The organism is bacterium, from assembly GCA_029210545.1.
Lineage (GTDB): Bacteria > BMS3Abin14 > BMS3Abin14 > BMS3Abin14 > BMS3Abin14 > JARGFV01.
In genome coordinates this window covers 17,987-32,680 of sequence record JARGFV010000019.1, presented here as the reverse complement: position 1 = coordinate 32,680, position 14,694 = coordinate 17,987, and the positions used below count along the sequence as shown (strand labels likewise).

Sequence of the window (14,694 nt, the reverse complement as noted above, 5' to 3'; positions counted from 1 at the left end):
AGTACAAGAGCATGCGGGTCATGAAGGATCCGGAATTGGCGAGGGAGAACGGATTGTGGAATGTCACCCGTGAAACGTGTTTGAAATGCCACCGCTGAAAGCTAAAAAGCCTTATCGCAGAGTTTCGCAGAGGCGGCTCTCTGGTAGGCCGCGCGACCCGCAGAATACCGCAATTATTCAGACCTAACATCTGCTTGATGGTTAAACTGCGGCCCTTTGCGGCGGCGCCTGAAATATGGCGCCACCTGGCGGCCCTCTGCGTTCCAGCTTTGAATCTTTTGGAATATCAAATTTGGAATACGAAGCTGAAAAGTTCAGTGTCCTGATCTTTTCAGCTTCTCCAGCTCCTCCTCCAGTTCCCCCAGTTCCAGCACCAGTTCCTTCCTCTCAGCGGCAAGCTCGGATCGCTCGGAGCTGATCACGCGGACCTCCTCCTCCAGATCCAGGGTATTCTCACGCAGTTCCCGGATCTCCTCCCTGAAGTTATCCATCTCGTTATTGAGCTGACCGATCTCACGGTCAAGGTCGGCGATCTTCTCGTTCAGGTCGTTTACCCGGTCCTGAGAGGGATCGCTCCTGCGTCTCAGGGTATCCCTTCGGTCCAGCAGACCGGCGCGCTCCTCCATGAGTTCCGTGCGCTCGTCACGAAGAGTGATGACCTGTTCCTGGATCTCATCCACGTCCCGTTTCACGATATCCTTTTCCTTTTTGAGGCGCGTCTGGAGGGAATCCAGGTCTTTCTTCAGGGCCACGTCATCCACGTCCCGGTCGTTGATCACATCCTTCAGTGAAAGAACGTCTTCCTTGAGCTTTTCGATGCGCCTTTGCCGTCTCTCGGCTTTCAGGGCATCCAGCCGGACCGCGAACTCGGAACGCAGCTGCCCAGCCTGCTCCGATGTCATGGCGAGGGCGATCACCCGGTCGCCGGCACGGACCCTGGCGTAATCGGCCCTGTCCAGGGGACCGGACCAGAACCGATCACCGAGGATCTCGCGGGGGAAGAACAGAGCGATCTGACGGTTCATGGAATCGAGAACAGCGAAGTTCATGTCGGCGGTGATGCCGTCGGCCGAACCCAGTCTGACCGAGACGCTGCGGGACTCGTTGTTGGTGAAGTCGATGGAAAGCTGGGTATCATCGACCTCGACCGGCTGAGAAAGAGATAATCCCGAGAGGGAAAGAATGAGGAATACGGCAATTGTGATTTGGGGCAGCTTCATCAGGGTCGATGATATCAGCTTTCCAGTGCGAAGCGCAAAGAGCGAAGCGCGAAGATAGAGCTTATCCTTCGTTCTTCGTACTTTGTTCTTCGTTCTCAGCCTCTTTAAAGGGAGCTATTAACCCTCCACCACCTCTTCTTTTTTCCTGAATTTCCCTGAGATAGCTGTCACAGCCCCCTTTAAGGAGGCTGTCTCACTGATCGAGTATAACACCGGCACCACCACCAGGGTCAGTAGTGTGGCCACGGCCAGCCCGAAGATCACCGCAACCGCCATGGGGCCCCACCACTGCGCCGTCTCGCCGCCGACCTGGAGGTCAAAGGTCCTGAAGTCGAAGCTGAGGCCGATGGCCATGGGGGTCAGGCCCAGAATAGTCGTGATGGCGGTGAGCATGACCGGCCGAAACCGCACCGTCCCTGCCGTCACCAGGGCATCAGGTAGCTCCATGCCGTCTTTTCTGAGCAGGTTGATGTAGTCGATGAGGACGATGGCGTTGTTCACTACAACACCCGCAAGAGAGATCACCCCGATGCCGGTCATGATGATCCCGAAGGGCATCCCGGTGATCATGAGACCCCAAAATACTCCCATGAGGGACAGGACCACCGAGGAGATGACGATCAGGGACTGGCCAAACGAGTTGAACTGGGTGAGGAGCACCAGGAAGATGAGGAATATCGCAGCGACAAAAGCCTTGCTCAGGAACGCGGATGCGTTCTGCTGCTCCTCCTGGTCCCCTGCATAGTCGATGGAGTAACCCGCCGGAAGCTCCATTTCCCCCAGCCGGGCCTGGACATCCCGGAGGACCTCGATGGAGCTTCGGCCTGCCGTATTAGCCGTGATCCGGATGAGGCGCTTCTGGTCCAGGTGCCTTATGGAACCGTACCCGGAGCGCATCTCCAGGGTAACCACCGAAGACAACGGTACCGGATCTCCCATAACGGTGGGGATGAGCAGGCTCTCGATCTGGTTGATGGTCTGCCGGTTCTTCTCCGGAAGTCTGGCGATGATGCCGTACTCGTCCTCCCCTTCACGGTAGTCACCGATCTTCCACCCGTTCACAGCGGCCTTGATGGTGTTGGAGATCTCGATGGTGGAAAGACCCAGGATGGTCGCCTTCTCCCGGTCTATGTGAAAGGCGATCTCCGGTTTGGCCCGGGACAGATCGTCCTTTACGTCCACCAGCCCAGGGATTTCGGCGATGAGGCCCTTCGCCCTTTCCACAAGTCCGGAAAGAACCTCCACGTCGGCCCCGATGAACTCGATCTCCACGGGGGCCCCAACGGGCGGCCCCATCCTCTCTTTTTCCACCTTGATATCGGCGCCGGTGACAGGCAGGAGCATCTCCCGTATCTGGTCCACCACTACCGCGGAACTTTCCAGACGCTCTTCCCTTTCCACGAACTCCACCGAAACGGTTGCTTTCCGGGCGTCGGCGCCTTCACCCCAGTCCGAACCGACACCCACCTCCCCGGTAACATACATGAGGTCATCCTCGCAGCAGATGATCGACTCAACCTCGAGTGCCAGACCGTTGGTTGTCTCCAGGTTGGTCCCCTGGGGGGCTTCTATGTGTACCAATGCGCGGTTAGGGTCGGTTTCAGGAAAAAGCTCAACCTCCGGACCGGACAGGATATAGGCTGCCACAGTGCCCAGGAGCATGAAGATGGCGATCGCGGCGACGGCCACCCGGTGGTTCAGGGCGACCCGGAGGAGGACTCTGTACCCCCTTATGACCAAGGTTCTGTCCCTGTTCTTGTCGCGCCGTTTTCCGCCGGCTTTAAGGGTAGCGGAAGCCACCACCGGGTTGATGACCAGGGCCACAAAGAGTGAGGCGGAAAGGACGATGATGAGGGTCCTCGGAAGGAAGCTCATGAACTCGCCCATGATGTCGGGCCAGAACAGCAGGGGGCCGAAGGCGCAAAGGGTGGTCACGGTGGAAGCGATCACGGGCCAGCCAACTTCAGCGGCGGCGATCTTCGCCGCTTCGACGCGGTCCTTTCCTTCCTCGAGATGACGGTAAATGTTCTCCACGATAACGATGGCGTTATCCATCAGCATCCCAAGGGCCAGGATGAGGGAGAAAAGCACAACCATGTTGAGGGTGATCCCCATGGCCTGGAGAACAATGAACGAGATGAAAAAGCTGAAGGGGATGGCCAGGGCCACAAGGAGGGCGCTGCGCACTCCAAGAAAAAGGAACAGGACCGTCAGGATCAGGACCAGGGCTGTGAGGATGTTGTTCTCCAGCTCCTGCACCATCCTCTTGATATCCTTGGACTCGTTGAGGGTCACCGTGTACTGGACACCGTTGGGCAGGAGCGGTTTTGCCGCTTCTAAAAGCGCGAACACCCTGTCGGACACCTCGATGATGTTCTCCCCGCTCCTCTTCTTGATGGACAAGGTGACGCTGGACCGCCCGTTCAGACGGGAATAGTTGACGACATCCTCGAAGGTGTCCCGGATGGAGGCCACGTCCTTGAGGTAGATGGGGCGCCCATCCCGGACCACGAGGACCAGGTTGTCGATCTCCGACGGATCGGTGAACTCGCCGGGCACCCTGAGCATATACTTCCCGCGCCCCAGGTCGATGCTCCCCCCGGGAACGTTGACGTTTTCCCTCCGGACCAGGGAGAGGATCTCCGTGAAGCTGAGCTTGTAGGCCGCCATCCGGTCCGGGTCGAACTCCACCCGGATCTCCCGCTCCCGGATCCCTGTTACGTCCACCTCGAGAACCCCGGGGATCTCCTCGAAGCGGTCCTCGAACTCCTCGGCGATCTGTTTGAGGACATGTTCACCGAGGTCGGCCGAGATGGCCACCTTCATGATGGGAAACTCCGACAGGTTGATCTCGATGATGGCCGGGTCGTTTTCCAGGTCGTCGGGGAGTTCCCCTTTGGCCTGGTCCACCTTGTCCCGGACCTTCTGCATGGCGTCGTCGATATCAACGTCCGGCATGTATTCCACCATCACCATGGAGACGCCCTCGGCGCTCACCGAGCTGATCTCCTTGATGTCCTTGAGGGACTTGAGCTTGCGCTCCAGCGGAATGGTGATGAGGTTTTCCACATCTTCCGAGGCGGCCCCCTCGTAGGTGGTCTGGACGAGGATGATGGGGATGGTGATGTCGGGGTTGGATTCGCGGGGCAAAGTGACGTAGGAAAACAGTCCCACAATGAAGAAAACGATCATGAGGAAGAAAACCATGCTGCGCCTGGAGATGGCCGCGTTGGTCAGGAGCATGTCAGGTTACCCATCCTTTCCCGCTTCAATGATCGTCACCGGGCCGCCGTCGAGGAGCATCTGCTGTCCCTTGACCACGAGGTGTTCACCTATCTGAACTCCGCCGAAAACGACCACCTTGCCGTTGATGATGGGGCCCAGGCGAACCTCCCGCCTGACGGCCGTCCCGTCCTCTTCGACAAACACGAACTTTCCGCCTTCCCGGTCGATGACCGCGTACAGGGGGACGACGAGTGCATCCGCTATTACGCTGCGGACGAACCTGACGCGGACGATCATTCCCGGCCGGAGGAAACCGTCGCTGTTGTCGATCTGGATCCTCGTCCGGTAGGTCCTCGTGGCCTGATCCGCGATGTAACTGACGTGGATGATCTTGCCGATGCGGCCGATCCCGCTCCCGTTGACCTCGGCGGGAAACACCTTGACCATCTGACCGGGCTTGACAGAAGAGACACTCTTTTCCGGAACGTCCACGTTCACCTTGAGCTTGTCGATCTTCACGACCACCGCGGCGGGGGTTCCAGGGTTGCCGTATTCCCCGCGGTCCACAAACAGTTTGTCCAGGATGCCGTCAATGGGACTGACCAGGGTGCTCTTCCTGATGGTGATGGAGGATTGCTCCAGGGCTGTTCTCGCAGTCTGGACTTCGTGGTTGGCCTCGTCGAATTCCTTTTCGCTTACGAGCTTTTCCGAAAGGAGGGACTTGACCCTCCCGAGCTGCTTCTCCTTGAGTTGGAGGTCCACCTGGTTCCTGGAGAGCTGGGCTTCGAGGGCCTCTGTATCGATCCGCAGGATCTCCTCCCCTCTTCTGACGCGGCTCCCTTCGGAAGGCCCGATCCACTTTATGGTCCCGGACTGCTCCAGTGACAGGGTCAGATCTTCCCAGGCCTCGAGGGTTCCCGGAAGGAAGAACGTCTCCTCCACGGTCATGGTCGCGAGGACCTCCACCGCTATGTTGACGGGCAGTTTTTCAACCTCGGCCGCGGGTTGGACCGTCGGCGCCTGCCCGGCGGCCTGTTCACCCATCTTCCGTACCATGAGAAACCGTGCCGCGACAACGAGGACCAGGATCAGGATGACGGTGAGCGTGGTGATCGCCTTGATCGAAGGTTTTTTCATCGGTTGATCTCTCCCTTTATCGACTTTTGGCGCCTGTCAGGGGCTCTCCGACAGGCTCCCTGCACTGAAAGCTTCCCGATCGAGGGAACCCGTAACGTAAAGGAGCGCGGCTCGGGCCGTCCTCGTCTCGTATTTGTGGTTGACGGCCAGGTTCTCGGCCTCGGCCAGGCTCTCCTCGGCGTCCAGAACGTCCAGGCCCACGGCTGCCCCCAGCTCGAACTGAACCCTGGCCAGCCGATGGTTCTCTAAGGCATTCTCAAGGTTGCTCCGGACCAGGCCCTCCTGTGCCCTGAGCGACCTGAGGTTTAAAAGCGCCTCTTCCACCTGGAGCCTGACCGCCTGGACCTGCTTGCCGTAACTCTCCTCAGCCTGCCTGACCTGGGAAAGGGCGGCCTTTTCCTGGAGACCAACGAGCCCGCCCTGGAAGAACGGCCAGTTCACTGTGACGGAAAACTGGGTCTCGGGTGTGAAGAGTGAATCTTCCGAGTAGTTCATGTACGACCCGGCCAGGTCCACGTTGACGCCGTCGGCCCTCCCGGCCATCCGCGCCTCCTGCTGGGCGACCCTGACCATCTCCATCGTCTGCTTCAGGTCGGCCCTGTTCTCGCCGGCGCGCTGTTGAAGAACATCCAGGGGAGTCTCGGGAGAAAAACCGGTCACGTCCGGCACCTTAACCCTCCGGACCCCGTCGGAACCGATGAGGTCTGCGAGCCTTCTCCTGGCCAGCTGGAGCTGTTTTTCAGCCTCCACCCGTTCCCTTTCAGCCACGGAAAGGGCGACACGTGCGGCGAGCACGCTGGTGAGCGGCACATCTCCAACCTCCAGGCGCGCTTCGGCCATACGAAGCTGCTCCCGGACACGTTGAACCCTCTTTTCGCTGACCTGCAGGAGGTCTTCCGCCGACAGAAGCTGATTTGCCCGGAAAACGAGGTCCATGAGAACGCTCTGCCTGGCGAATTCCAGTCCCAGCTCGGCGGCCCGCAGGGTGTACTCGGCACCCCGCTTGGCCACCCATACACGGCCCCCGTTATAGATTGTCTGATCCAGGCTGATCCCCCAGTTGGAACCGTCCGTCTCGGTACCGTCGCTGAAGGACTGCCAGCCGTACCCGGCCAGGGCAATCAGTTTGGGGAACAGGACGGTCACAGCCTGTTTTTTCAGGAGGATGCCCTGCTGAACACCCTCCTCGGCGCTCCTGATGTCGTGGTTCGCATCAAGGATCAGCGCATAGGCTTCACTGAGCGACAGATCCGTAACGTCGGAGGCGGATAACTCGGCCGTAAAAAACGCTGATACGGCCAAGGATATCAATAATACCGCGGCCAAGAGCGGTAAGGGCCGTAAAGGGAGATCCCCATTCCCGGGTCTTTCAAGCATCCTTTTTACCTCCGACAATTTTGAGCTGCATATTTTCAGGCATTGTTTCGGGACACAGACTCCTGCGGCAGAACGCAACGACCTCGGAATCGAGGTCAGGCAAGGTCAGCAGACCCTGGGTCTGAACGTGAACGATCCCGCTCAGGAGGATGTGGATCAGCATGGCTGAAGTGGCGGCGGGAACCTTCCGGATACTCCCATCGGCTATGCCCCTTTCGATGCACTGCGATTTGATCTCGATGATCTGTCCCATGAGGCCGCAGAAATACTTATAAAGATCCTCGTCCTCCTTATCAAGCACCCTGGTCTCGCGGAAAGCCACGACGATGGATCCATATCGCACCTTCCTGAAGCTCTGGCTGAAGTTCAGAACCCTTTCAAGCGCCTCCCACCCGGTGCCGGGTCCGGCCGCGGCATCCCTCACTCCGGTCATGTATTCCTTGACAAGTTCGTCACATATGGCGACGAGGAGGTTCTCCTTGCTCTTGAAGTGGTGAAAAACAGTTCCCTGTGCCACCCCTGCGCTTTTCGCGATCTCCGAGGTGGCTGTTTCGTTAAAGCCCTGGCGGGCAAAAAGTTCCGTCGCCGCGGCCAGGATCTTCTCTTTTTTTGACATCGATTTCTCCCTTACAAACATACTGACTGACCGCTCAGTCAATACACTGGCCTTCGCTTGGTTGTCAAGGGGGGGGAAAGGCTCGTAATCGCTTTTGTCCGTAAGTCCGTGTGTGCGTATTTATACTCCCACGCATTCACGCTCTACGCACGTACGTGGATTTTCCCTCCCCTCTGTCATTTCCCTCTCTCTTTCTCTCTTCGGCTCTCCCGCGCCCCCTATCGGCTCCGCAGTTTTGCTTTGCGAAACGACCCTTAAACCTTTCCCCTCCCCCCGTGTCTGCAATCAACAAACCCGCTGAACAATTCACTTATTCAAGGGTTTAAGATCATGAATAACAAGACACATTGTTTCAGGAATTACCGGGTTGAAGTCCTGGTCTTGGCGGTATCCGGTCTCCTTCTGGCCTTCCTCGCCGGCTGCGGGTCCGGCAGCGGGGTTTCCATCACAGGAGGGACCGAGGCCGATCAGGCCGCGATCCTGGCGGCTGTTGAAACCGAACCTTTCTTCGTCGAATCGGTAACAGGAACGGATGGGGACGAGGACGCGGCAGCCGCGGCTCAGGCGCAGGTCTATGACGGGCAGGCACCGGTCCAGTCCCTCGCCGCCCAATCAGGAACCGCCGAACTTCCATGCTTCTGGTGGAGGGGGGACCTGGAACGTCTCGAAAGGGAAACCGACGACGGGACCAACGGTGATCTCGAGGCGGGAGACGGGGTTTACACCAGGCTGTACACGGCAGGACCCTGCCGGGGACGCCACTTCGCGGCCGTTGATGTGATCGACGCGGCCACTTTCATGGAACCGGATTGGACTTTTTGCGACTCTATCATTGTTGAATGAGACGGTTTTCTGCTCATTCAACAATAAGCGCTAAGTTCCAGGTCCAAGTACAAAGAAAAAGCCGGCTGGAAAGATCTCCAGCCGGCTTAATGTTTTGCATTAGCAAAAACTTTCAAGCATCACTTAAACGTGACTTTTTCGTCCTCGTAAAGGTCGTTTTGCTCCCTGACAACGGGCGTTCGAGCTTCCACCGTCTGGGGTATCCGGTTAAACCGTTTTTCCATGGGGATGTACTCCTTGATGAAGTGCCTGGCGTGGTAGATGGTGATGAGCTTTTCCACAACCAGGATCACCCCGAAGAACAGCCCGAGATAGAGGGTTTCCACGGATGATGCCTCAGTCGTGAAATATTCCAGGAGAAAAACGAAAGTGAAAAACATGAGAGTGAGCTCTGTTATGGCGTCTCCGACCCCCAGCCAAGGGTGGCGTGTATAAAAGTAGCCTCCTCCGGGCAGGAAAATGGAGTACAGCCTGGCCGCGCCGGGTTCCTTGAACTCCAGCCGGCAGCGGGGGCAGGTGTAGCGCTCCCGGGCCAGGGGAGCCACGCAGCGGGGACAAAGGTGCTGCCGGCCTCCATGCTGGGTGGAGGTGGATATGGTCCCCACCATGCCCTTGAGCAGCCCGACCAGGCGTTTGCCGTGCCTGACCTGGGAAAACGCCTCCTTCGTACCGTTCTTGTACCGGAAAGTGATCCTCTTTTTGCCCTTGAAACTATCAATGTCGTTGAACCGGACCTGGGCGGCTGCCATGCGGGGTTTGTACCGGTAATCGGCAGGAAAGTGCAAAAGGCGCCTGTCGGTCAGGACCAGTAGGCACCTCTTTATGTGGTAGATCCAGGCTCCCGTGGTCAGCTGCTCCACCATGGTGAAGGGGGACGCCCCGCGGCTGGCCAGCAGGATCTCCTCCCCGGGCTCCAGGACGTGCTTAAGGTCGTCCACAAAGTCCCTCAGTACTTTCAGCTGCTGTTTCTTGGCCTTCTCCGTGAACTTGCCGCGCAACCCGCCTGCAAAGGCCACTTCCCCTTTTATGGGAAGCTGCCGGAGAACGTCTTCGAGATTTTTAATTTTCATGGAGATCCCTCCGGAATCAGTATCAGGTGCTGGGTACTAGGGGTACTAGGTACTAAGAAAAAGTATCAACAATGCATTACTTAGCTCATAGCACTTAGTCCTTAGCTCTCTATTCTTACCACCCCCGCCTCCCCTCAGTCAAAAGCACCCTCCTCCCTCCTCCCTTCTCCCAGACCCCCACCAGGCTGGCGTCGAAGATCACAAAATCCTGGTGAAACGGGGCCACCGTCCGGCCTCCGAAGGTGTGGTTGTCCCCGAAGGCCGCGTGGACGGTTCCCAGGATCTTTTCAGATTCGAGGACGTTGTCGGGTCTCGTAGCCCCGGGGTTGGTCCCTATGCCCAGTTCAGCTACATTGGCGTTGGCAGGATGGGCGTCAAGGGCCTTTTCGAGCCAACCGACCGCACCGGCGTCTTCACCGGAAACAGATACAGCCCGTCCAGCCTCTATCCGGACCGTGAGCGGTTTGACAAATCTGGCCAGGGGCCCCCAGTCGAGGACGAGGGTACCTTCCGTGGTTCCCTCCACAGGGGCCATGAAGACCTCCCCGGCCGGCAGGTTCCCGAAAGCCCTTTTGTACGTCAGTATACCCCCATCCGGTATGACAGGCCGGCCGGAAACCGTGAAAACCACCTCGGTGCCGTTGGGTGCCCGGACCTCGCACCTGTCCGCCCCTGCAAGCGCACCTGCAAGAGACCTTGTCGATGCCGACAGTGACGCCCAATCGACGTTCATGGAACCGAAAAACATCTCCCGCTCGAAAAGGGGCATGCTGGCGTATCTCACGCCGCGGGCCTCGTTGAGCAGTTTCCTGAAGGTAGTGTGGCTGGTGGAGAAGTGGGTCAGCGCCACGATGACAGCAGCGCCGTTATCCCCTTCCTTTTCAACAACATGCAGCGCCTGTTTCAGGGTGTTATCATCGCGCTCCTTGGCGATAATGGCTGACAGAAGACCGTTTTCCTCCAGGGAACGGACTGTTTCGGCCCCGAACGCCGCTTCCCAGACCTCAACGGGAGGCTCCTGGCCGTGCCCGCCGGCCGGATCGAAAATAAGTGTCCTTGTGGCCGGGTGCAGAGCCTGTGCCGTCTCACCCACTTCCCGGGCAAGGTCCTGACATGCCTTATCAGCCGTGTCGCCGAGGAGGAGGAGGTTCTCGTTCTCCTCGAGGCCCATATTCACTGTTAAAAGGGATTTTACTGCTTCGTGGATAGATGGTTGCTTTTGAATGGTCATTTACGGCCTCTCGTCGGTAATTTCAAATTTCAAATTTGATAGGGTCGCAAAAAGTCCAATCCGGGACTTTTTGCTCCACGGAAAGGGAAAAGCGTCGTTTTCCCTTTCCTCACAAATCAATGACTTGCGGGACCGGTCATTGATTTGGGCGCCCCGCGCGGGGCACATTGATGACTTTTTGCGAAGTCATCAACTTTCAAATTTCAAAGGAATCCAGGATCCATCCGACTTCGCTCTTCGAGCTTCCGCTTTCGCTAAAGCTATGGCGGACAGGCTGTGTGAGGCAGCCTTTATCGCTTTTACGTGAACCGCGCTCCCCTTTTGGAATCTGGAATCTGGAATTTCAAGAAACTTTCCAAGACCTTATGAAAGTTTCTTGATCCCCAACTGTTTCATCTTCCGGTGCAGGTTGCTGCGCTCTAACCCCACGGTCTCGGCGGTCCGGGAGATGTTCCAGTCGTTCTCCTCCAGGCGCCGTGAGAAAAAACTCCGCTCGAACCGTTCCCGGGCAAGCCTGTAATCCGCCTCGGATGCCGCGGGATCATCCCCATGACCGGCCGGGCCGTCCTCCTGCCTTTCCCTGACACTTGGGGGGATGAGCTCCCTGTCGATGATCTTGTCAGGGGCGATGATGGCAAGCCTCTCCACTACGTTCCTTAGTTCCCGGACGTTGCCCGGCCACTGGTAACCCACGAGGCTCGCCTCGGCCTCTGGACTGAAAGTGAGGTCCGGCTTTCCGTACAACCGGCCATATTCGCCCAAAAACCTGTCGAGAAGCAGGAGGATATCCTCCCTGCGCTCCCTGAGGGGCGGGAGATGAAAGGGAAAGACGTTGAGGCGGAAGAACAGGTCCTCACGGAAGGCACCGCTTGCGATCTCCTCAGACAGGTCCTTGTTGGTGGCGGCGACAACCCTCACATCAACAGCGATATCCCGGTTCCCTCCTACCCTCTGGAATACCCGCTCTTCGAGTACCCTCAGGATCTTGGCCTGGGTCGCGAGGCTCATGTCCCCGATCTCGTCCAGGAAAAGGGTCCCCTGGTGGGCCAGATCGAACTTGCCGACTTTCCTGGACACCGCACCGGTGAAAGCGCCCCGCTCGTGGCCGAAAAGCTCGCTCTCGATAAGGTTGTCCGGTATGGCTGCGCAGTTCACGGCCACGAACGCTGTGCTGCTCCTCCGGGAGCCGCTGTGAATGGACCTGGCCAGGAGTTCCTTACCCGTGCCGTTCTCCCCGGTGATGAGTACTGACGCCTGGGTTGGAGCAACGATCCTGACCTGTTCCAGGATAGACGCAACGGTCGGTGAATGCCCGATGAACTCGCTCCCTGTCACCTGGCCTTCCCGCAGGGCCCGGTTCTCCTCAACGAGGGAGCGCTGGCTGAGGGCGTTTCGCAGAACCAGGATCAGCTTGTCGATGGAGAGAGGCTTTTCCAGAAAATCATAGGCTCCCAGCTTGGAGGCCTTGACGGCGGTCTCGATGTTCCCGTGTCCGGACATGATGATGACAGGGAGATCGGGATCGACCTGTTTGAGTGAGGTCAGCACCTCGATACCGTCCATGCCGGGCATCCAGATGTCCAGAAGAACGCAATCCGGCTTGTCAGCGGCCGCCTTGCCAAGCCCTTCCTGGCCGCCGGCCGCCTCGATGACCGAGTAACCCTCGTCCTGGAGGATCGACCTGACACTCTCCCTGACCCTCCGCTCGTCATCGACGATGAGGACCAGTTCCGAGGATCTTTTGTCACCCGCAGCGTCCTTGTCCATCGCTATATCCTCCTCATGGGATCGATGTCCACAGGGATCTTGATGGTCAGAACCGCCCCGCCCTGGGAACCGGGGAAACAGGCCAGGTTACCGCCATGCTCCTCGGCGATCCTCTGGGCGATTGCGAGGCCAAGTCCTGTCCCCTCCTCGCGGGTACTGAAGTAGGGCTCGAAGATACGGTCCATGAGATCTTCCGGGATTCCGGCACCGTTGTCGGAGACCGATATGGCCACCATTCCCTCTTCTTCAAGAAGTCTGGTGCTGATCTGGACCTCCCCCTCTTCACCCCGCTCCTGGACCGCCCGGATGGCGTTGTCCAGGAGGTTGATGACCACCCGCCTTATCTGCTCACCGTCGAAACTGACCTGGGGCAGATCACTGGACAGGGACATCTGAATTCTCCCTGACCTGTCTCCGGCCTCTCCAAAGAGGGCCACCGCTTCCCGGACTGCATCGTTGATGGCGCCCGGCACAGGTTTGAGCACGGGAAGCCGGGCGAACTGGCTGAACTCGTCCACCAGCCCCCGCATGGCCTCCACCTCCCTGACAATGGAATCCGTTCCCTCCTTCAGGACCTTTTCCTCAGCCTCCCCCAGGCTGCCCTCGAGCCGTCTTCTGATCCTTTCGGCGGACAGCCTGATGGGAGTGAGGGGATTTTTTATCTCGTGAGCGATCCGCTTGGCAGCCTCCGACCAGGCCGCCTTGCGCTGCGCGTTGACCAGTTTCGTCATGTCCTCGATGACAAACACGGTTCCGACGGTGCTGCCGTAGGCATCCTCCATGACGCTTAAAGTGATCAGCAGGATGAGAGGCGTCCCCCTGACCACCACCGGAACCTCGCGCCGGATCCTCGAACCACCCTCCTCCTTGAGGTCCTCGAGCATCTGTTCGATGAGGGCCGCGTGTTCGGGAGACAGGACTCTGGAAAAGGGTCTTCCGAGGATCTCTTCGGCACTCGCGTCGAACATGTTCTCCGCGGCCCGGTTGAAGGTGTTGATCCTGCCCAGCAGGTCCATGGAGACCACACCGGTACCCACGTTCCTGAGTACCGTTTCGATATAGCTTCTGCGCTCCTCGTTCTCGCTGTAAGCCTTCTCCAGGTTGCGGTTGGCCCCTTCGAGTTCCTCCGTCATGCGGTTGAACGCCTGGATCAGGATCCCGATCTCGTCCGAGGCTCCGCTCTCGATACGGACCGTGAGATCGCCCGAGGCAACCTTGGCGGCGCCGTCCGCGAGAAGGCCTATGGGAACGGTGATGCCCCGGGCGAGGTAGAAGCCCAGCCAGACGGCAGAAAAGAGGATGAGAAGGGTGATGAGCAGGAGGTAGGCCAGGTAGTTTTGCCTGATAGGCCCTTCCTGAAGCCGCATCTCGGTGTAACCCCTGTAGGTGCTCGCCACCGCTTCCGCACTGAGGCGGACATCCTCCGAGAGGTGGATAGACACCACAACCGCCCCCTGTCCCCCGGGCATGGCCAGGGGCGCCGAGGCCCTGATGTACTCTCCCTTGTCGGCCCTGGTAACGCTGTCGGTGACCCTGCCCACCAGGGCGCTCTGGACCAGGCTGCTGTGCACACCGGTGAAGTTCTGTGGGCTGGCGCCGTCCCAGGCCCGGGCAAGGAACCCGCCGTCACCGCCAAACAGCTCGACCATGGACAGGGCGTAATCTTTCCGGAGGGATTCCAGGCTGTCTTCCAGCGCCTTCCCCTCGGCAACCGCGTTGAGCCTCTCACCTACCCTCTGGGCAATGACACGGGACCTCCCGGTCAGGGTAGAGTAATAGTCCTGGGAGACGCTCAGGGCCCCCTCCACGGCCTGGTCCACATTGAGGTTGAACCAGTACTCGATGCTGTCGGTGATAAACCCCTGGGCGACGAAGAAAAGCAGGATGGTGGGAATGAGGGAAAAGCCGACGAAGATGAACACGAGCCGTGTCCTGAGGTGGTAGCCGAAGACCTTGGCCTTGCCCTCGTAAAAGAGCTTGATGGCGTTTCTTACAAGGAGGAAGACCAGGACAGTGAGCAGAAGAATGTTGATGTTGATGAGGAAAAAGATGAACAGGTTCCCGCCCTTGGGGTCAAGCTCCCTGAGGGACCGGTACCTGCCCCCGAAAACGAGGACGAAACCGATGAGGAGCAGGATAACCACGATGGCGGTCCACCGGCTCCTGTTGTCCCTGAATTTGAAGGAAGGAAGCCTCATCCGTCAGGCC

At 58.6% G+C, this 14,694-nt stretch carries 10 protein-coding genes; 1 reads left to right on the top strand and 9 read right to left on the bottom strand.

Annotated features, from left to right (window positions below; genetic code table 11):
* Window positions 1–314: 314 nt before the first annotated feature.
* From P1S46_03600 to P1S46_03580, 5 genes are all read right to left on the bottom strand, one after another.
* A complete protein-coding gene (locus P1S46_03600) occupies window positions 315–1,220 on the bottom strand; it encodes a hypothetical protein (protein MDF1535572.1) in 906 nt (301 codons plus the stop codon).
* A 117-nt stretch (window positions 1,221–1,337) separates the two neighbouring features.
* On the bottom strand, window positions 1,338–4,463 hold the full coding sequence (locus P1S46_03595) for an efflux RND transporter permease subunit (GenBank protein MDF1535571.1): 3,126 nt from the start codon (window positions 4,461–4,463) through the stop codon (window positions 1,338–1,340).
* 6 nt (window positions 4,464–4,469) lie between these two features.
* Complete coding sequence (locus P1S46_03590) at window positions 4,470–5,582, bottom strand: efflux RND transporter periplasmic adaptor subunit (protein MDF1535570.1); 1,113 nt, start codon at window positions 5,580–5,582, stop codon at window positions 4,470–4,472.
* Between the two features lie 36 nt (window positions 5,583–5,618).
* Window positions 5,619–6,884 (bottom strand): TolC family protein, encoded by a 1,266-nt coding sequence (locus P1S46_03585; protein MDF1535569.1) that lies wholly within the window; start codon window positions 6,882–6,884, stop codon window positions 5,619–5,621.
* A 67-nt stretch (window positions 6,885–6,951) separates the two neighbouring features.
* On the bottom strand, window positions 6,952–7,575 hold the full coding sequence (locus tag P1S46_03580) for a TetR/AcrR family transcriptional regulator (protein ID MDF1535568.1): 624 nt from the start codon (window positions 7,573–7,575) through the stop codon (window positions 6,952–6,954).
* Between the two features lie 330 nt (window positions 7,576–7,905).
* Here P1S46_03580 and P1S46_03575 point away from each other — a divergent pair, with 330 nt between their 5' ends.
* The gene (locus P1S46_03575) at window positions 7,906–8,418 is read left to right on the top strand and encodes a hypothetical protein (protein ID MDF1535567.1); all 513 of its coding nucleotides are present in this window, start codon (window positions 7,906–7,908) and stop codon (window positions 8,416–8,418) included.
* A gap of 119 nt (window positions 8,419–8,537) precedes the next feature.
* On the opposite strand, the gene P1S46_03570 is transcribed toward P1S46_03575, so the two are convergent.
* The 4 genes from P1S46_03570 to P1S46_03555 form a co-directional block, all read right to left on the bottom strand.
* On the bottom strand, window positions 8,538–9,488 hold the full coding sequence (locus P1S46_03570) for a hypothetical protein (GenBank protein ID MDF1535566.1): 951 nt from the start codon (window positions 9,486–9,488) through the stop codon (window positions 8,538–8,540).
* Window positions 9,489–9,603: 115 nt separating this feature from the next.
* Entirely contained in the window at window positions 9,604–10,719 is a 1,116-nt protein-coding gene (locus tag P1S46_03565; protein ID MDF1535565.1) for an aminopeptidase, read from the bottom strand.
* Between the two features lie 363 nt (window positions 10,720–11,082).
* Entirely contained in the window at window positions 11,083–12,486 is a 1,404-nt protein-coding gene (locus P1S46_03560; protein ID MDF1535564.1) for a sigma-54 dependent transcriptional regulator, read from the bottom strand.
* A 2-nt stretch (window positions 12,487–12,488) separates the two neighbouring features.
* Window positions 12,489–14,684: an ATP-binding protein gene (locus tag P1S46_03555; GenBank protein MDF1535563.1), complete on the bottom strand. Its 2,196-nt coding sequence runs from the start codon at window positions 14,682–14,684 to the stop codon at window positions 12,489–12,491.
* Between the last annotated feature and the right edge of the window lie 10 nt (window positions 14,685–14,694).